At 67.4% G+C, this 18761-nt stretch carries 14 protein-coding genes; 7 read left to right on the top strand and 7 right to left on the bottom strand.

What is annotated here, in order from left to right; translation table 11 throughout:
* Positions 1–11: 11 nt before the first annotated feature.
* Both LQ955_RS11735 and LQ955_RS11740 read left to right on the top strand, forming a co-directional pair.
* Positions 12–1004 carry an AAA family ATPase gene (locus LQ955_RS11735; RefSeq protein ID WP_231028120.1) on the top strand — a complete coding sequence of 331 codons (993 nt, stop codon included), beginning with the start codon at positions 12–14 and terminating at the stop codon, positions 1002–1004.
* 136 nt (positions 1005–1140) lie between these two features.
* Positions 1141–2448 carry a DUF58 domain-containing protein gene (locus LQ955_RS11740; RefSeq protein ID WP_231024721.1) on the top strand — a complete coding sequence of 436 codons (1308 nt, stop codon included), beginning with the start codon at positions 1141–1143 and terminating at the stop codon, positions 2446–2448.
* 133 nt (positions 2449–2581) lie between these two features.
* On the opposite strand, the gene LQ955_RS11745 is transcribed toward LQ955_RS11740, so the two are convergent.
* Positions 2582–3577 (bottom strand): stage II sporulation protein M, encoded by a 996-nt coding sequence (locus tag LQ955_RS11745; protein ID WP_231024722.1) that lies wholly within the window; start codon positions 3575–3577, stop codon positions 2582–2584.
* 17 nt (positions 3578–3594) lie between these two features.
* Here LQ955_RS11745 and LQ955_RS11750 point away from each other — a divergent pair, with 17 nt between their 5' ends.
* Entirely contained in the window at positions 3595–4458 is an 864-nt protein-coding gene (locus LQ955_RS11750; protein ID WP_231024723.1) for an RDD family protein, read from the top strand.
* A gap of 122 nt (positions 4459–4580) precedes the next feature.
* Here LQ955_RS11750 and ahcY read toward each other — a convergent pair whose 3' ends face one another.
* The gene (gene ahcY, locus LQ955_RS11755) at positions 4581–6068 is read right to left on the bottom strand and encodes an adenosylhomocysteinase (RefSeq protein ID WP_231024724.1); all 1488 of its coding nucleotides are present in this window, start codon (positions 6066–6068) and stop codon (positions 4581–4583) included.
* Positions 6069–6170: 102 nt separating this feature from the next.
* Positions 6171–6383 (bottom strand): DUF3499 family protein, encoded by a 213-nt coding sequence (locus LQ955_RS11760; RefSeq protein WP_231024725.1) that lies wholly within the window; start codon positions 6381–6383, stop codon positions 6171–6173.
* A gap of 61 nt (positions 6384–6444) precedes the next feature.
* Here LQ955_RS11760 and LQ955_RS11765 point away from each other — a divergent pair, with 61 nt between their 5' ends.
* Positions 6445–6885: a metallopeptidase family protein gene (locus LQ955_RS11765; protein WP_231024726.1), complete on the top strand. Its 441-nt coding sequence runs from the start codon at positions 6445–6447 to the stop codon at positions 6883–6885.
* Between the two features lie 31 nt (positions 6886–6916).
* On the opposite strand, the gene LQ955_RS11770 is transcribed toward LQ955_RS11765, so the two are convergent.
* The 3 genes from LQ955_RS11770 to LQ955_RS11780 all read right to left on the bottom strand — a co-directional run bounded on the left by LQ955_RS11770 (position 6917) and on the right by LQ955_RS11780 (position 12465).
* Positions 6917–8884, bottom strand: a complete 1968-nt coding sequence (locus tag LQ955_RS11770) for a DUF5719 family protein (protein WP_231024727.1) — start codon at positions 8882–8884, stop codon at positions 6917–6919.
* Positions 8881–11985: a glycosyltransferase family 2 protein gene (locus tag LQ955_RS20305; RefSeq protein ID WP_231024728.1), complete on the bottom strand. Its 3105-nt coding sequence runs from the start codon at positions 11983–11985 to the stop codon at positions 8881–8883. Before LQ955_RS20305 ends, LQ955_RS11770 begins: the two co-directional genes overlap by 4 nt.
* Positions 11986–12120: 135 nt before the next feature.
* Positions 12121–12465 (bottom strand): WhiB family transcriptional regulator, encoded by a 345-nt coding sequence (locus tag LQ955_RS11780; RefSeq protein WP_390623379.1) that lies wholly within the window; start codon positions 12463–12465, stop codon positions 12121–12123.
* Positions 12466–12719: 254 nt separating this feature from the next.
* Here LQ955_RS11780 and LQ955_RS11785 point away from each other — a divergent pair, with 254 nt between their 5' ends.
* Entirely contained in the window at positions 12720–13709 is a 990-nt protein-coding gene (locus tag LQ955_RS11785) for a GlxA family transcriptional regulator (RefSeq protein WP_231024729.1), read from the top strand.
* Between the two features lie 152 nt (positions 13710–13861).
* Here the strand turns inward: LQ955_RS11785 and LQ955_RS11790 are convergent, their stop codons facing one another.
* Positions 13862–14443, bottom strand: coding sequence for a hypothetical protein (locus LQ955_RS11790; RefSeq protein ID WP_231024730.1), 582 nt, complete (start codon positions 14441–14443; stop codon positions 13862–13864).
* A gap of 142 nt (positions 14444–14585) precedes the next feature.
* On the opposite strand from LQ955_RS11790, the gene LQ955_RS11795 reads away from it, so the two are divergent.
* Together LQ955_RS11795 and LQ955_RS11800 are read left to right on the top strand one after the other, a co-directional pair.
* Positions 14586–16667, top strand: coding sequence for a carboxypeptidase-like regulatory domain-containing protein (locus tag LQ955_RS11795; RefSeq protein WP_231024731.1), 2082 nt, complete (start codon positions 14586–14588; stop codon positions 16665–16667).
* Positions 16668–16673: 6 nt separating this feature from the next.
* Positions 16674–18746, top strand: a complete 2073-nt coding sequence (locus LQ955_RS11800; RefSeq protein ID WP_231024732.1) for an S-layer homology domain-containing protein — start codon at positions 16674–16676, stop codon at positions 18744–18746.
* The last annotated feature ends 15 nt before the right edge of the window (positions 18747–18761 follow it).

An 18761-nucleotide genomic window follows, 5' to 3' on the forward strand; every position in this document is an offset into this window, starting at 1 on the left:
CGCCCGCATCGGTGCCGGCCCCGGCACCGGCACCGGCATCGGCACCGCCGTCGAACGCCGAACTGCGTGCGGCCCTCTCGGCCGTTCGCACCGAGGTCGCCAAGGCGGTCGTCGGCCAAGACGGCGCCGTGACCGGGCTGCTCGTCGCCCTGCTCGCGCGCGGGCACGTGCTGCTCGAGGGCGTGCCCGGCGTCGCCAAGACGCTGCTGGTGCGCTCCCTCGCCGCCTCGCTGAGCCTTGACACGAAGCGGGTGCAGTTCACGCCCGACTTGATGCCCGGCGACGTGACGGGTTCGCTCATCTACGACGCACGAGCGGGCGAATTCGAGTTTCGTGACGGGCCGGTGTTCACGAACATCCTGCTCGCCGACGAGATCAACCGCACACCGCCGAAGACGCAGTCGGCGCTGCTCGAGGCCATGGAGGAGCGCCAGGTCAGCGTCGACGGTCTCAGCAGGCCGCTGCCCGATCCGTTTCTCGTCGCCGCCACGATGAACCCCATCGAGTACGAGGGCACCTACACGCTGCCCGAAGCGCAGCTCGACCGTTTTCTGCTGAAGCTCACGCTCGAAATACCCGAACGCGACGCCGAGATCGCGGTGCTCGCGCGGCACTCCGCGGGGTTCAACCCTCGCGATCTGGCTGCCGCGGGCGTCAGGCCCGTTCTGGGTGCCCTGCAGCTCACGCAAGCGCAGGCCGCGGTCTCCGCCGTCGGCGCGACACCGGATGTTCTGGCCTACGCCGTCGACCTGGCCCGAGCCACACGGCAGAGCCCGTCGGTCAAGCTCGGGGTGAGCCCGCGCGGCAGCACGGCGCTGCTCGCCTCGGCGAAGGCCTGGGCGTGGCTGAACGGTTTCGACTGGATCACGCCCGACCACGTGCAGGCCATGGTGCTGCCGGTGCTGCGGCACCGCATCCAGTTGCGCCCCGAGGCCGAGCTCGAGGGCGTCTCGGTCGACACGATTCTGCGCTCGATCCTGGCGCAGGTGCAGGTGCCGATCTGATGCGCCGGCACGGGATGCTCCGTTGCGAGAGCGCGAGCCGCGAGAGCGAGGTTTGCGGACGAGATGAGCCGGCGCACTCGTCGCTCTCGTCCGCATCCATCGCTCTCGTCGCCACGCGCGCGGTGAAGGAGGGCGCGTGAGCGTGTCTGGGCGGTTCGCGCTGCTGCTGGCGGTAGGGGTGCTGCCGGTGGTGGTGCTGTCGATTGCGTACGACGCCGCGTGGGCAACGCTCGGCGTCTGGCTCGTGTTCGCGCTGCTGCTGGGCGTGGTCGACCTCGTGCTGGCGGCATCGCCGCGGCGGGTCACGATCGAGCGGGTGCTGCCGACCCGGGTGCGGCTCGGTGAGACGGTCGCGAGCGAGCTGTACCTCACGAACGCAGGCCGTCGCACGCTGCGGGCGACCGTTCGAGATGCCTGGCAGCCCTCGGCGGGGGCCGCGACGACGCGGTTCGGCGTCGTGATCCCGCGCGGCGAGCGCCGGGTGGTGACCACCGGGTTGACCCCGTTTCGGCGGGGGGAACGCCGGGTGCAGCAGACGAGCATCCGGTCGTTCGGGCCGCTCGGGCTCTGGGCCCGGCAGGCGACGGTGCTGGCGCCGGGCCGCATTCGTGTGCTGCCGCCGTTCACGTCGCGGCGACACCTGCCCTCGCGGCTGGCGCGGCTGCGCGAGCTCGACGGGCGCACGAGCGTGCTGATCCGCGGGCAGGGCACCGAGTTCGACTCACTGCGTGAGTATGTGCGCGGCGACGACGTGCGCTCCATCGACTGGCGGGCGACGGCCCGGCGCGACGATGTGATGGTGCGTACGTGGCGGCCCGAGCGCGACAGGCGTGTGGTGATCGTGATCGATACCGGCCGAACATCCGCTGCCCGCATCGACAACGAACCCCGGCTCGACACTGCCTTCGAGGCGTCGCTGCTGCTGTCGGCCCTCGCCACGCGCGCCGGCGACCGAGTGGATGTTCTCGCCTACGATCGCCGCGTGCGAGCCCGGGTGCAGGGCGCCACGGGCCCGGCCCTGCTCTCGCAGCTCGTCGACGCGCTCGCCCCCGTCGAGCCGGAGCTGCTCGAGATGGACTGGTCTGCCGTGCCCGCCCTCGTGCGCGAGATCACGAACCAGCGCGCCCTCGTCGTGCTGCTCACCTCGATCGAGACACCCGGGTCGTCACGCGGCCTGCTCGCGGCCCTGCCGCAGCTGACGCGACGCCATACGGTGCTTGTGGCCTCGGTCAGCGATCCGACGACGTTCGCCGCGGTGTCGCTGCGGGATGATCGCACGCAGACCTATCACGCAGCCGCGGCCGAGCGGGCTCTGCTCGACGTCGCGCGGGTGTCTGCCGCTGCGCGACAACTGGGCGCAGAAGTCGTCACGGGCGCGCCCGCGGACCTACCGCCGGCCGTCGCCGACGCGTACCTGGCCCTGAAGGCGGCCGGCCGCCTCTGATGTGCCTGACCCCGGCGGCCGCGGCCACCTCGGGCCGCCCGGCCACGTCAGTTTCGTAGGAGATATGCCCGCCATGGCGCGGTATGGCCGCCACAGTACCGAAATCTCCTACGAAAGTGCAGCGGCAGCCGCGTCAGGCGGCGATGAGGCGCTTGGCGCCAGCGTCGAACTCCTCGAGGTCGCCGGTCTCGCCGGCTCGGGATGCCCGGCCCCCGACGAACACGATGTAGAACACGAAGGCGCCCAACGCCACCGCCCCGATGGCGACCTTCACCGGCCAGGGCCACGGCTGCGGCGTCACGAAACCTTCGATGACCCCCGAGACCAGCAGCACGAAGATGAGCCCGATCGCCACCGTGAAGAGCGCACGGCCGTCTTCGGCCAGGGCTTGGCCACGGGTGCGGGCGGCGGGCGCGATAAAGGCCCAGAAGATGCGCAGGCCCGCGGCGGCTCCGACGAAGATCGCCGTGAGCTCGAGCATGCCGTGCGGCAAGATGTACTGAAAGAACTCGGCGCCATAACCGAAGTGGAACAGCACGCCGGCCGACACGCCGATGTTCATGGCGTTCTGCAGCAGCACGAACGGAACGTAGACGCCCACGATTCCGAATGCCACGCACTGGGCCGTGATCCAGGCGTTGTTGGTCCAGACCTGGCCCGTGAACGACGCGGCGGGGTTGTCGGAGTAGTAGTTCACGAAGTCGTTCTGAGCGATCTTCTGCAGCTCGGCGTCGGTGCCGAAGTTCGCCAAGACCTGCGGGTTGTTCGCCACCCAGACGGCATACAGCACGCTGACCAGAATGGTTGCCGCAGCGACCACCGCGATGATCCAGCGCAGGCGGTAGAGGGCTGCGGGCAGCTGCAGGGCGAAGAACGCCGGGATGGCCGCGAAGAGGTTGGCGCTCGACCCGGTGAAGCGCTGCCGGGCACGCGACAACGATACCGAGAGCCGGTCGCCCGCCACCGTCGAGCCCGCCGACGTCTTCAGCGCGGACAGCTCGGTTGCGCCCGACTGGTACCGGTCGATGAGCTCGTCGGCCTCGGCGCCCGAGTACGTGCGGCGTCGGCCGAGGTCATCAAGACGAGCCCAGTCGTCTCGATGTGCTGCTGAGAATGCGTCGAGATCCATCTGCTTAGATAATAACCATGGCCGAGCCACTTCTTGCGCCCACCGCTGCCGCACACTCACTCGAGTACAACGACGACCTGATGGTGACCGGTGAGGCCGTCGCGCTCGACGTGCGGCCGGCGGGGTTCATTCTGCGCGCCGCCGGGGGCATCATCGACGTGACCGTGTCGATCGCGCTGTTTCTGCTGCTGTTCTGGCTGATCAGCGTATCTTTGTCGGCAACCGGCGCCGACCCCGCGCTGACCCGCGCGCTGACACTGGCGACCCTGGTGTTCTGCATCGTGGTCGTGCCGACCGCCGTCGAGACCGCGCTGCACGGGCGCTCTCTCGGCAAACTCGCCATCGGGGCCCGCATCGTGCGCGACGACGGTGGTGCGACGTCGTTCCGTCATGCGTTCGTGCGCGCACTGACCGGCGTGCTCGAGATCTACGCCACGCTCGGCGGGCTCGCGGTGCTCGTCTCGCTGCTCAACGCGAAATCGAAGCGGCTGGGCGACCTTCTGGCCGGAACGTACAGCCAGCACGAACGAGTGCCCCACCTGCCGTCAGCGGCAGCAGCGATGCCGCCCGCGCTCTACGGCTGGGCGCAGGTCGCCGACGTGGCGCGACTGCCCGACCGGTTGTCGCGCCGCATCGCTCAGTTTCTCGCCCAGGCGCCCGGCATGACTCCGGATGCCCGTGCCAGACACGCCTCGAGCCTGCTGGCCGAGGCGCTGCCCTACGTCTCGCCCGTCGTACCCGTTCACCCCGAGGTGCTGCTCACCGGAATCGCGGCCCTTCGCCGCGATCGCGAATTCGCCGCGCTGCAACTCGAACGCGCGCGCCTCGAGCGCCTCTCGCCCATTCTCAAGGGCCTGCCGCACGGTTTCCCCGACCGCTGACGCCCCACGTCTGAACACCAACCCCCGCACAGGCGCCCGAGACCGGCACGTAGACCGGCCGGTCTCGGCCACACCCGATGGGCTCGGCCAAGCCCGATGGGCTCGGCCACGCCCACAGTGCTTCAGTAGCGGTAGTGCGAGACCTTGTACGGGCCCTCGACGGGCACGCCGATGTAGGCGGCCTGCGCGGGGGTGAGTTCGGTGAGTTCAACGCCGAGGGCGTCGAGGTGCAGACGCGCGACCTTCTCGTCGAGAATCTTCGGCAGCGTGTACACGCCCACCGGGTAGTTGTCGGGGCTGCCCCAGAGCTCGATCTGCGCCAGAACCTGGTTCGTGAACGAGTTGCTCATCACGAAGCTGGGGTGCCCGGTGGCGTTGCCGAGATTCATCAGACGCCCCTCCGACAAGACCAGCACCGAACGGCCGTTCGGCAGACGCCACTCGTGCACCTGCGGCTTGATCTCGACCTTGACGGCCCCCTCGATGCGCTCGAGACCGGCGATGTCGATCTCGTCGTCGAAGTGACCCACGTTGGCGACGATGGCGAGGTGCTTCATGCCGAGCAGGTGCTCGGTGGTGATCACGTGCTGGTTGCCGGTTCCGGTGACGAAAATGTCGACGGTCGGCAGCACGGACTCGAGCCGGGCGACCTGAAAGCCGTCCATCGCGGCTTGCAAGGCGTTGATCGGGTCGACCTCGCTCACGATCACTCGTGCACCCTGGCCGCGCAGCGCTTCGGCCGCGCCCTTTCCGACGTCGCCGTAGCCCACCACGAAGGCGACCTTTCCACCGATGAGCACGTCGGTGGCGCGGTTCAGCCCGTCGGGCAGCGAGTGGCGGATTCCGTACTTGTTGTCGAACTTCGACTTGGTGACGGAGTCGTTGACGTTCATCGCAGGGAACAGCAGTGCATCCGAAGCGGCCAGCTCGTAGAGACGGTGCACGCCGGTGGTGGTCTCTTCGGTGACGCCCTTGATGTCTGCCGCAATGGTGGTGAAGCGGTGCGGGTTCTCTTCGAGCGAGCGACGCAGCAGGTCGAGGATGACCGTGTACTCGTGGCTGTCGGATTCGGCCGCCGTCGGCACTGAACCCGCAAGCTCGAACTCTCGGCCTTTGTGTACGAGCAGGGTGGCGTCTCCGCCGTCGTCGAGGATCATGTTCGGGCCGACGTACGACTCGCCCGCTTCGGCGGCCTCTGCACTCCAGTCGAAGGCCTGATCGGTGCACCACCAGTACTCTTCGAGCGTCTCGCCCTTCCACGCGAACACCGGAACGCCCGCGGGCGCCTCTGGCGTGCCCGTGCGGCCGACGACGATGGCCGCTGCGGCCTCGTCTTGGGTGGAGAAGATGTTGCAGCTCACCCAGCGCACCTGCGCGCCGAGCTCGACCAGCGTCTCGATGAGCACCGCAGTCTGCACCGTCATGTGCAGCGAGCCCATGATGCGGGCGCCCGAGAGGGGCTTCGACTCGCCGAATTCGGCGCGCAGGGCCATAAGGCCGGGCATCTCGTTCTCGGCGAGACGAATCTGGTGGCGACCGGCCTCGGCGAGCGAGAGGTCACGAACCTTGAAGGGCAGTGCGGTGCGAGTGGGGGTGGCGGCGAAAGTCATGCCCTCATTATCGCCCACCGAGCCTTCAGGCGACGTGTGTGTCGACACACTGTGGATGGATGCTCACCGAGTCTCGCTGTGCAGAACTACCGATGCCTCGCTTCAAACGTCGTTGCCGACCGCCATGTATCGAACCACTTGCCAGCCTTGCGGCGCCGACAGTCGCTCGGAGTGCCGCACGCAGAGGTCGTAACTGTGCGGTTCGTGTTGCATGCTCAGCGGCCCGAGAACAGCCATCGAGTCGGCATAGACATAGGTGAGGGTCGAGACGGCTTCGGCCTGGCAGGTCACTCGCGAGCAGGTTCTGGTGTTCATCGTCTACAGACTAAGTCTGAGGGGTCGATCACTCTGGTGGGCGCGCCGTAAGCTTGGGTGCATGCCTCGTTCACGGCGCACTAGCTCGGCGAAGACGTCGCGTTATCGCTACCGCAATCGTCACGGCCGTTCCTTGCGGTCATCGGTCACAGGCCCCTTTCTGCCTCCGTTACGCACGCGCATCGATCTCTTCGAGATGACCGTGGCGTCGACGGCTGACTACCTGAAAGGTGTGTGGCCCGAAGAGCTTTCAAAAGTGGTCTTCGAAATCGGCGCTGTTCCGCTCGATCTGCCCGCCGAGGGTGCTCCGGTCGAACGCTGGAGCGTCATCGGAAACCGCATCATCTTGTACCGGCTGCCCATTCAGCGCATGTCGAAGCTGCACCGCGACGACGAGCTGCACAAACGAATGATCATCGAGAGCTGCGTCTTTCGCGCGGTCGCCGAGCTGCTCGGCAAAGACCCCTGGGATCTCGCCCCCGACCGCTTTCGCCACTTCTAAGAGAGCGGATGCCCGGGCATCCGGTCGCCCGTCAGCCGCCGTAGACCGTGAGGGGGGCCGCGAGCGGGCTCGCGGGGCTGACGCTGAAGGCCGAGATGAGACCGTCGCCGAGGTACCCGACCGACGCGGTCAACGGCTGGTTCGTCACCACCGTGTACGCCGTCTTCGTCGACAGCCCCACGCCAGCTGCGCTGTTCGCCGCGACGGTCAGCGTCACCGGGGCGGCCGACGGGTTGTTGCTCTGGCTGACGCTCACTGCAGCGTCGCTGTTTCCGGTATTGACCAGCTGCAAGCGCGGGCTCGGCCCGGTCGCCGTGGCGAAGAGGAACGTGCCGCTCACCGGCGGCCCCGACTGGTACCAGGCGAAGTCGGTTCCGCCGCTGACCACAGCCGAGCGGGCGCCGGCCACGACGGGCTGGTCGGAGGAGACGATGACGCTGTACGTGTCGTCGGTCACCGAGGGGAACGGAAGGTCGGTAACGACTCCCCCGGTCGCGCTGTAGTTCGCCGTGGTGTCGGCGACGCCGAGCGTCTCGCTCTTCATCGTGACGGTGATGGTCGCTCCGGCGGATCCCGGCACGTAGACACGTAGCGCGGCCGGCAGGTCTGCTGATGCGGGATCGGCTGCCTGCTCGGCGATCGCGCTCGTGCTCACGATCTGTACTCCTGCGATGGTCTGCCGCAGCGCTGGAGCGCCCGTCGGGCCCGCAACGTCGATGCCACCCGGCGCGAGCCCTCTGATGACGCTCTGCTGCAGCGAGGCGAGTACGGTGCCGCCGCTGGCCTGAACGTGGATGACCGGCGAAACGACGTTCGGAGCGAATCCGGCCAGCGACAGCGCCCGCTGCGAGTGCGGTTGCACGGTGATGCCGCTGGTACCGGGAGCGTTGACAACGCCGGCCTCGCTGAAGATCGAGAGGTTGACGGTCGAAACGACGGCCGTGGGGTTGGAGAGCACGAGGTAGCTCGTTCGGCCGGTGATGGTCGAGCCGGCCGCGATCCAGCTGTCGGCTGAGGCTTCGGAGCACTCCGAGCTGGCGAGTCCGGTGACGTCGGGCTGCTTGATCTGCTGCGACTGGCTGCCGCCGAGCAAGGTTCCGCTGGAGCCGGGGGCGGTCAACTCCGTGGGCTGCGCGGGGCCGGAACGGGCATCCGGGCTCGTCAGCGTCGACGTCACGATCTTGTCGCTCTTCGGCACGATGCCGGTGACGAGAGTGGGCGTGCCCACAGAAACGAGGGAGGGTGCGCCCGTCGACGATACCGCCGAGGCATCGGCCTGACCGAGGTAGGGGCCGGGGCAGACACGGGTCTGGTCGGAGGCCGTCGGCGTCACGACGACGCTCGGTACTCCGGCGGCGATGGTCGGCAGCGAGAGCACGGCGGCGGCGCCCACGGTGGCAGCACCCAGCGCGAGAACCACCACGCTGGTCGCGATGCGCAGCCCGGTGCGGGCGGCGGAACGTCGGATGCCCCCCGGCGTCGAGGCCGCTGGCCGGCCGGTGGATGCTCGCTCTGACGGCACCGTCACTTGCTTCGCGGCCTTGTCGGGCTTAGCTGCCTTGGCTGGTTTGGCCGGTTTTGCTGGCTTTGCTGGCTTTGCCGGTTTTGCCGGTTTTGGTTCTTTCGATGCCTTCGGGAGCTTTGCAGCATTCGCGAGCGCGGCCCCGGGTGCGGCAGCGGGGGTCGCTGCGGAATCGGGAGCAGGTGGCTCCGTCGGCCCCGCACCGGTTGCCTCCAGCGGCTCGACTTCGGGCGCCGCGTGTGCTGCTTCGGACGCGTCTGCGGCGTCGCGCAGGGTGGGCGCGCCGGGCAGAACGGGCGCGCCGGACGCGACTGCGGTTTCGGGCAGGATGGGCGCGCCGGACGCGATTGCGGTTTCGGGCACGATGGGCGCGTCGGACCCGTTTGGTACCTCAGGAAGGATCGGCGTACTGGGCACGATGGGCGCGTCGGGCACGGCTTGGTTCTCGCCGGGGCGCGTTTCGTCGCGATCGCTCATGATGACGCACCTCCTCGGTCAGCGCTGTACTGGTGTTCTTCCGGCGGTGCCGCGAGGTTCGGTGCGGCCTGCTCTCGGCTCTCAAGACCCTCGCCACGCCCGCCGACCGGGCCGCTGTCGCTCGCGTCGCCACCGCCCACATCAGCGCCATCCACATCAGCGCGACCCGAGCCAGCGCCACCCGCGTCGGTACCGCCATCGCCAGCGCGACCGGCAGCGCCCGCGGCCTCCTCCTCGGCGCGCACGGCGTCGACCTCCGACCCCGGCCCCTCGGCCCCGACCTCGTCGAGAGCCGTGGCAGCGCGCAGACCGTGCGCCTCGAGCCGACCGGCGGGCAGGGCGAGCAGCAGCGCCAGACCGAACACGATCGCCTGCACGATGAGGATCAGCAACCCGATCCCCGTGCCGGTGTTCGTGGGTGAAATCGGCGGCAGAGCAGAGAAACCCGGTGTGCCGGTGATCTCCCACAACTCACCGGCGAAGGTCGAACCGATGGGAGTGAGTGAAGCATTGCTGTCGAAGGCGATCTTCGACCGTGCGGCGACCGCCTGGGCATCCGTCGTCGCCGCGGACCCGGCGGCCGGCGCCAACACAACGAACTCGATACCCATCTGCGCAAGCTGAACGGTCGAATCGGTTCCGCTGCGCGAGGCCAGGTTTCCCACCAGTTCGGCGAAGGTCTGCCGCTCGGCCGAGACCGAGGTCGTGGTGGCGGCGAGCGTCGACTGCGTCTCGAGCGTTGCGCCCGCGCCGTGAACGATGGATGCCGCCAACCCTCCATTCGCCTGTGGATTCAGCACGAGCGTGCCGACTCTCGGGTTCGACGCGGCCTCGGCGGTGACGAAAGCGGGGAGCGACTGCCCCGTGCCGGCGTGCACATCGCTCGTCGCGGTGAGCGTCGATGTGGCGACGGGAACCGCGAGCACGGCGATCGCAAACGCAGCGAGCACGGCCGGAATACTCGCGAACCGCTTGAACGATGCGAGCCCGATCGTTGCGGCACCCGCGAGGCCGAACCAGTACAGGCTGAGGCCCGCGCCGGGCCAGAGCGAGATCTCGAGCGATCCAGTGGAGCTGACCGAGATGAGCGTGCAGCCGACGGCAGTGGCGAATCCGACAATGCCGACAAACGCCGCCCCGGCGGCGACACCGCCACGACGAAGAAAAAGCGCGACGAGCGCCAGCAGGGCGAGCGGCGCCAGGAGGATGAACGCCACCAGCATCGCCGTGTCGGAGCTGATTCCCACGGTCGTGCCGATCTGCGACCACCCGCCGAGGCCCGACTCCGGCAGGCCGAGCAGCAGGTCGAGCAGACTCGTCGAATTGTGGGCGTTCGGCAGGCCAGGGTCGGCGAAAATGCCGAACGGATTGCCGCGCTGCAGCTGCTCCCAGGCGAGCGGAGCGACGAGAACGAGCGCGGGCAGCGGAAGCGCGATGTACCGCATGATCGCGCGGCGCGCGAAGATCACCGACACCAGCCAGAGCACGAGCAGGGCCGGCCAGAGCGACGGGGCAGCCGCCACGGTGGCAGCGAACAGCAGGGACGCGATGGCCGATGCCGACCACGACCGGGCCGCCGAGACCGCGGCGAGCATCAACCAGGGCAGCAGCAGGTGAGCGATGATGGCACCGGCTTGTCCGGCATCCATCGACGCCAGAAACGGCGGCGCAATGGCCCAGATGACAGCCGCGAAGATACGCAAGCCCTGCCGATTGGTGAACTTCGCCGCGCAGAACCAGGCTGCGAGCGCCGCGAGGGGCAGGGCGGCGATGTAGAGCACCACGAGGGCGGCAGAGGGCGACCAGAAGGTCAGCGACCCGAAGATGGCGAGCAGGTAGGCGAACGGGTCGGATGCCCCGAGAAAGCCGAGGCCGAGATCACGCCAGCCGTAGCCGACCTGCGACCACAGCCCGCCCGCGTCGCCGCCGAGCGGGATGAACGAGCCGCCCACAATGGCGCTCGCCCCGAAGAGGGGAAAAAACAGTACGAGACCGACGGCAGCAGCGGCCGCCACGATGGCCGCGCCGCCGCCCGAGAAGAACTGCAGCTCTTCACGCGACCCGCGCGCCTTCGACAGGGCGAGCTCGCGAACGAGAGCATTGCGTCTGCGAACCTCGGCCCCGGGCACCCGCAGAGGAGCGAGAGACTTCCAGCCCGCCTTCTTGGTGCGCCTGATCGAGCCGCGCGCTGCAGCGACATGCCCGCTGAAGGCCGTCTTGAAGGCGGCTGCGAACTCTCCCGTCACGGCTCCGGGCTGCTTACGCAACACCTGGAACAGCGATCGGAACACCGCAAGCGGAACGAGAGAGAGCCAGTGGAAGACCACCGCGAGCGCAGGAGCGTAGACCAACCGGCGATGCAGCTGGGCCGCGCGCCGCGTGGTCTGCCGCTTGCGACGCTGCGTGCCTTTCACCGAGGTTCCCGGCCCGGAAAGGCCGTCGCCCGCCGTGGCGACCCGCGCCGAGGGCACCGCGATGACGCGGTGCCCGGCGAGCCGTGCCCGAATCGAGAAGTCCAGCCCGTTGTCGGCGGTCGGCAGCGCCTGGTCGAAGCCGCCCAGCTCGTTGAACACGGTGTGCCGCACGAGCATGCCGGCGGCACCGAGGCCGAGCACGTCGCTCATCCGCTCGTGTTGCGCCTGGTCGAGTTCGCGCTCGACCAGCGCGAAACTCGCCCCGTACGGAGTGATGGTCTCGCCAAAGCCCGCGATGAAGTCTTTGTCGTTCCAATCCATCTGCTTCGGCCCGGCGACGGCGACAGAGGGGTTGACCTCGACGGCGGCGAGCAGGGCGGCTAGCGCGCCGGGCTCTGGTGCGGTGTCGTGCGCCAGCAGCCAGAGCCACTCATCGTCTGAAGCGGGCGGGGGCACCACCCCGAGGGCATGCGTCACCGCGACGCCGAATGACAGGCGAGTGGATGCCGAGAGAAACCCTGTGGGCTGCATATCGGTGAGCAGCTTCGCCGTGCCGTCAGTCGAGGCGAGGTCGACAACGACCAGGGAGTCGGGCTGACGCGTCTGGGCACGAAGGGCCTCGAGCGTTCGCGGAAGACGCTCGGCCCCATTGTGGGCTACCAGTACGGCTGTTACTCGGGCTTGCATCCATTCGACTTTAGACGCGGGCCCGGGCGAAGCCGGTGTTGAGACCGGCGAGCCGCCCGTTGTGCTTCTGAGCCGACCTTGTGGCTTTGCCTGCCTACCGGCCCTGCCTGCCTGCCTGGGCCAGCGTTGCGCCTCTTAGCCGGCCTGTTTGCGCAGCTTGCGGCGTTCTCGCTCAGAGAGGCCGCCCCAGATGCCGAAACGCTCGTCGTTCTGCAGCGCGTATTCGAGGCACTGGGACTTGACCTCGCAGCTCTGGCAGATGCGCTTGGCATCGCGCGTGGAGCCGCCTTTTTCAGGGAAGAAGGCTTCGGGGTCGGTCTGGGCGCAGAGCGAGTCGCTCTGCCAGGCGAGCTGGTTGTCTTCGGCGTCGGTTGCCGGCTGGCGAACGCCGGGAACACCGAGAATGACGGGGTCGACGAACCAGTCGTCGGGTGCGCCGGAGCGGAGGCCGGCAATGGGCCGCGCTGAAGTGTTGTTCAACCCCGGGCGGTCGCTGGATGTCGGGCGGTCGTTCGGTGATGAAATACTGCCTGGCGACATATCACGCCCTCCCTTCTCTCAAGCTTCGGCGTGCCGAGTCTCTCTAGAAAACCCCTACGAGTAATTACACCCGTGTAGTTCGCTCACGTCAAGTCGCAGATCGTAAACCCTCAACCGAACATCAAAGGTTTCGACACGAGGTGTTTTGCTGAATGTTATGTCTGTTTTTCGACTGACTTCTATAAACTGCCATCATGCTGAAGAAGGTCGTCCTCATCGCGCTGCCCCACGTGGCACCGTTCGAATTCGGTGTCGTCTGCGAGGTGTTCGGCATCGACCGAACAGAGATGAGCGGCCCCGCCTTCGACTTTCACGTCGTCGCGGCCGAGCCGGGTCCGGTGCCGACCAGCCTGGGGTACACCATGTTCATCTCCGAGGGGCTGGAGGCCGCGGCCGACGCCGACCTCATTGCGGTTCCGGCGCACGCGATCGACGAGCCCGTGCATCCGGAGGTCGTACGAGTCTTGCGCGAGGCCGAAGCACGCGGCGCCTGGATCTTGAGCGTCTGCAGTGGGGCCTTCACCCTGGCGGCGGCGGGCATCCTCGACGGCCGTGCGGCCACCACGCACTGGATGCACGCGGAACGCCTCGCCCGCGACTACCCCCTTACCGCGGTCGACCCCGACGTGCTCTTCGTCGAAGACCGCCGCGTCATCTCCAGCGCTGGCACCGCCGCGGGAATCGGCGCGTGCCTTCATCTCGTGCGTACCGAGCTCGGTGCCGTCGCCGCCAACGTCATCGCTCGCCGCATGGTCGTACCCCCGCAGCGCTCGGGCGGTCAGTCGCAGTACATTCAGGCGCCGGTCGCGCCGATTCAGAGCGACTCCTTCGCCGACGTCACCGACTGGATGCTGCGCAACCTCGACCAAGAACTCTCCGTCGACGAGCTTGCCCGCCGCGCCCTGATGTCACCCCGCACCTTCGCCCGCCGTTTTCGGGCGGATCTCGGTACTACCCCGGCCGCCTGGCTGAATCGGCAGCGCCTGCTGCGTGCCCAAGTCATGCTCGAACAGACCGACCTCGGCCTCGAGCAGGTCGCCGCCGAAACCGGCTTCGGCTCGGCCGCCGTCATGCGCCACCACTTCGTGAAGGTACTGAAGACCACCCCCATCGCCTACCGCCGCACCTTCAGCTGCACCGATGCCGCGCCCGCCGTCCCGCCTCTGCTCGTGCCGTCCCTTTGACGCCGGCACCACCGCGGCGGCGCGCCCCAGCGCACCCCACCCACAAAGTGAGACGGTTACGACGGTACTGAGTCGGTTATACCGACCTCACTATGGTCGTAACGGCCTCACTTTTCGCGGCGGGTCGGGTGGGCAGGCGGCGGGGCGGGGGGTCAGGCAGCGGCGCCGGGTGCCGCGAGAAAGAGCTCGCCGGAGCCGGAGACGGTGAGAGGGCCCACGTCGGGAGTGATGTAGAACGAGTCGCCGCGCGAGACGACGGCCTCGCCGGTCGCTGAGGCCACCGTGAGCGAGCCCGCCGTGCAGATGACGATGGCCGGGCCCAGTGGCGTGTACGAGGCAGTGGTCGCCGCAAGCAGGTCGGTCGCCGCAGAGGTAGCAGCGTCCGGAGGCACCGCACCGGCCGAGGCTGCGCTGGCCACATCGGCGGCACTCGAGGCAGCGAAGCCGTCACCGCCCACGTCGCCGAGAGCAAAACGCACGAGCACGAAGTCGATCACGTCGGGCTGAAAGACCTCGACCCCGGGGGCCGGATGCTCGGGCTCGAGGTAAGGCACGGGCAACGACACGAACTGCAGCACATGCAACAGCTCGGGCACATCGACGTATTTCGGCGTCAGCCCACCACGCAGCACGTTGTCGGAGGCCGCCATCAGCTCAACACCCAGCCCCTTCAGGTAGGCGTGGATGGTGCCCGCCGGCATGCGCCACCACTTCGTGAAGGTATTGAAGACCACCCCCGTCGCCTACCGTCGCACCTTCAGCTGCACGGATGCCGCTCCGGTGAGAGCCCTCTCAGATATGCACTAAAGTCATTGCAAGCCGCGAACAGCATTGGCGCCCGCGGCAATGAACGTGGGGAAGAACGTGGGGAAGACTGTGAATACAGAATCGATTCGGCGCGGCCGCACGCGCATCGGTGCAACACTCGCCAGTGCACTGGTTGCGAGCGCTCTGATCGCGGGCTCGATCGTTGTCGGCGCAGGGCCGGCGAACGCGAGCAGCACCGCTGGCGCGACGGTACATGCTGTCGCGCAGGCGTCATCAGACACCGACTTGTCTACACGGGGCGACCACGCCGCCGGTCTGGGCGATTCTACCGCCCGGGCCCTTCCGGCCGATGTCTCTCTCGCCGATATCGCGGCATCCGGTTCTCACCTGGCTCCACCCAGCGCCCAGACACAGGCTGTGCAGGCCGACTCGGGCACAGCGATCATCGCGGGCCGGGTCTCCGACTCGTCGGCGGGCGGCGCGAGCGTACCCAACTTCATGGTCTACGCGGTCGACCGCTCCTTCAACCCGATCGCCGAAGGCGTGACCGATGCCAACGGCTTCTACCGGGTCAACGGACTCGCAGCCGGGGAGTACACGCTGTGGGCCCGGCCGCTCGACCCGAGCACGAACTTCAAGAGCCAATGGTGGGGGCACCAGCAGTTTCCCGAAAACGCCACGTTCTTCTCTGTGAAAGCCGGCCAGCTTCTCAACCCCTACGACTTCGGCGTGACCCAGGGAGGCTCTCGTGTGACCGGCAACGTGCGCACGCAATACGGAGCCCTGACCGCCGATGTCTTCGTTGGCGCGTACGACGCCTCAGACAACCTCATCGGCTACGACTTCACCTCCACCTACGGCTCGTACGAAATCATCGGACTTCCAGAGTCGACGGTGAAAGTGGCGTTCCTCGGCTCCGACTCCAGCGGTCTCGGCTGGATCTGGTACAACAACTCTCAAACGTACGCAGGCGCTACACCGATCCACTTATCGTCCGGCTCTCAGGTCGGCCTAGGAGATACCTTCCTGAAGCCGATCAGCGCCATCGCGGGCAACGTCACGAACGTGGCGAACCAGCCTGTTGCGGGAATCTCTATCTACGCCTATGACGCGGACGGAATGGAGGCCCAAGCCACAACGGACGCCTCTGGCAACTACAGCATGAACCTCGCTCAGGGCAGCTATACGGTCGACTACTACGACCCGAATGGCGATTACGCGTACCAGTGGTGGCAGAACGCCGCGACGGAGGCGGAGGCGACCACGGTCACGGTGGGCTCATCGCCCGCGAGCCTCAACGTCGTCTTGCAGAAGAGCGCGATCGTGGGCGGCACGGTTGCGGTCGGCGCCGATCATCCGGCGAACATCGAAGCGACCCTTTCGCGTTCGGTGAACGGCAACTTCGTGACGTATTACACGCAAAACGTCGCATCCGATGGCACGTTCTCGTTCACGCGAGTGGCGCCGGGCACCTACGAGCTCTCGTTCGCCGACACCAGCGGGTTCCCAGTGACCTATCCGCTCACCTGGCAGGGCCCTGACGGCACGAACGCCGATTTCGTGGTCACAGCAGGTCAGACCGTCGCCGCAGACGTGCAGATGAAGGCCACCGGCTTCGCCGACATCAGCATCAACCACACGTTCGCCGAACCTATCTCGTGGATGTCCGTCTCCGGGCTCTCGAACGGCTACGTCGTCGACGGCGTGCGTTACTACAAGCCCACCGACGAGGTGCAGCGCCAAGCGATGGCGGCGTTCCTCTACCGATTCGCGCGCACCTCGTTCACGCCGCCGACGACCGCCTCGTTCGCCGACGTGCCGGTGGGCAGCCCGTTCTTCACCGAGATCGAATGGATGAAAGCCGAAGGCATCACAACAGGGAACATCGACCCCGTCTCCGGCGAGCTCGTGTACGACCCCACCGATCCCGTGTCACGTCAGGCGATGGCGGCATTCCTCTACCGGTTCGCGCACGCGACGGCTACCGCGCCGGCGACCCCGACCTTCACCGATGTCTCGGCGGCGAATCCGTTCTACGCGCAGATCGAGTGGATGGCCTCCACCCACCTCACCACGGGGTACCCCAACGGCGACGGCACGCTCTCGTTCCACCCGCAGGAATCCGTCTCCCGTCAGGCGATGGCGGCCTTCCTCTACCGCTACGCCCAGCAGCAAGACGCCGTGAAGTAGGTTTCCGTGAGCTCCTCGACCCGTTCCTGGCGGAAACACCTCGGTCGCCTCAGCCTTGTCGCCGTGGTCGCGATGGCCCTGTCGTGCGGGGTCAGCGCGGCCGAGGCCGAAACCCAGCCAGCCGTCGCAAGTGTTGTGACCGACGCCGCCGCACTCACTCTGCCCGTCGGGCGCGGCAGCGATGGAGCGCCGCTCTCTTCGGCTCGGCACGGCGCCGATTCGGTCATTCCGCCGCTCTCGGGCGGCCCAGCCGCGCCGGCCCCTGGCGCAATGAGCACTCAGAACGAACCGATTTCGTCGTTCTCGGGATACGTCGTCGATTCAGGGCCAGGCAACCCGGGTCTGGCCAACGTTCGGGTGGTCGTTTACGACTCGAACTTCGCGTACATCAACTCGACCATCACCGACAACTTCGGTCACTACTACATCGGCGGCCTCGACACCGGGCCGTACACCCTCTGGGCTTCGTCGCTGGATGCGAAGGCCGGCTATGGCAACGTGTGGCTGAACGGGCAGTCCTCCGCGGCGAGCGCGCAGTTCGATTACCTGCAGTACAACGAGCAGGTGGGGTGGAACATCACCCTGACCAAGCACACAGGTACTTACATCTCTGGCAGTCTCACCTCGGCGCTCTCGCACGCCGCACAAGCAGACGTCTATGTTGCAGCGTTCGACGCCGACGGCCACCCAGCCGGCTACACCTTCAGCGATCAGAACGGCAACTGGCAGATACTCGGCCTGAGGGCTGGGCCGAAGACGATTTTGTTCTCGCCGTCAGCGGCGAGCGGGCTCGGCTCGACCTGGTGGAAGGGGTCGCAAACCGCCGCCCACGCGACCGTGGTCACGGTTCCGGCATCGCTCGCCGGCACTGCGCTTCCCGGTTCAGTGAGTCTGCTTCCTGTCGCTCATGTCTCGGGCACGGTACGAGATGACTCCGGGAATCCACTCGCCGGCATCAGTTCGTACGCCTGGGATGATGACGGGGCCGTGGTCGAGGCGGTCACCGACAGCAACGGGCGGTACGATTTCGCGCTCAGCCAAGGCTCGTACCGTTTCGACTACTACGACACGACGGGCTCCAACTACGGCTACCAGTGGTGGAACAATGCCGTCTTCAGCGCCGACGCGACAGTGGTCGCCGTCACCTCCCCGTCTACGCCGACGGTTCAGAACATCACCCTGACTCGCGGGGGTCGGGTGATCGGCCGGCTGGCGATTGGCGACGCGGCGGCAAACCTCCAGCACCCAGACATGAAGGTCACCATCGCGCGTCAGACACCGAACGGCTTCGTCGACTACGCCGAACCGAATGTCGGAGTGAACGGGGTCTTCTCGCTTCTGAATATTCCGCCGGGCACGTACCGGCTGACCGCCTCAGACGGGAGCAATTTTCCGGGCGTTTGGCCGATGGTGTGGGATGACGGAGACGGTACGGGCACAATCCAGGTGTCAGCCGGGTCTACTGCCCAGGTGTATTTTCAGCTGAGCGAGACCGGATTCGCTGACATCAGCATCGACCACACGTTCGCGAAACCCATCGCATGGATGAAGTCGTCGGGTATCTCCACCGGATACTACAGCGATGGTGTGGCGACGTACCGGCCCACCGAAGACGTTCAGCGGCAGGCGATGGCGGCCTTTCTCTACCGGTTCGCCCGAGGCGACACCAGCGGCTGGATTCCGCCATCGACGGCCTCGTTCGCCGACGTTCCTGCCGGGTCGACGTTCTGGCGCGAGACCGAGTGGATGAAGGCGATGGGCATCACCACGGGCTCGGTCGACCCCTCAACGGGCAAGCTCATTTTCGATCCGACTGCTCCCGTCACACGCCAGGCCATGGCCGCCTTCCTCGCTCGTTACGCGCACGCCTCGACAACGACGCCCGCCACCCCGAGTTTCACCGACGTCGATGCGAGCAACCCGTTCTATGCGCAGATCGAATGGATGCACGCCACCGGCCTCACCACGGGGTATGACAATGGCGACGGCACCTTCTCGTTCCATCCCGACGAAGCCGTGAGCCGGCAGGCCATGGCGGCCTTCCTCTATCGCTACGCCCAGCAGCACGGTGCCGCCTAGCCATACTGGCCTTCA

Source organism: Subtercola endophyticus (genome assembly GCF_021044565.1).
Classification (GTDB): Bacteria; Actinomycetota; Actinomycetes; order Actinomycetales; family Microbacteriaceae; genus Subtercola; species Subtercola endophyticus.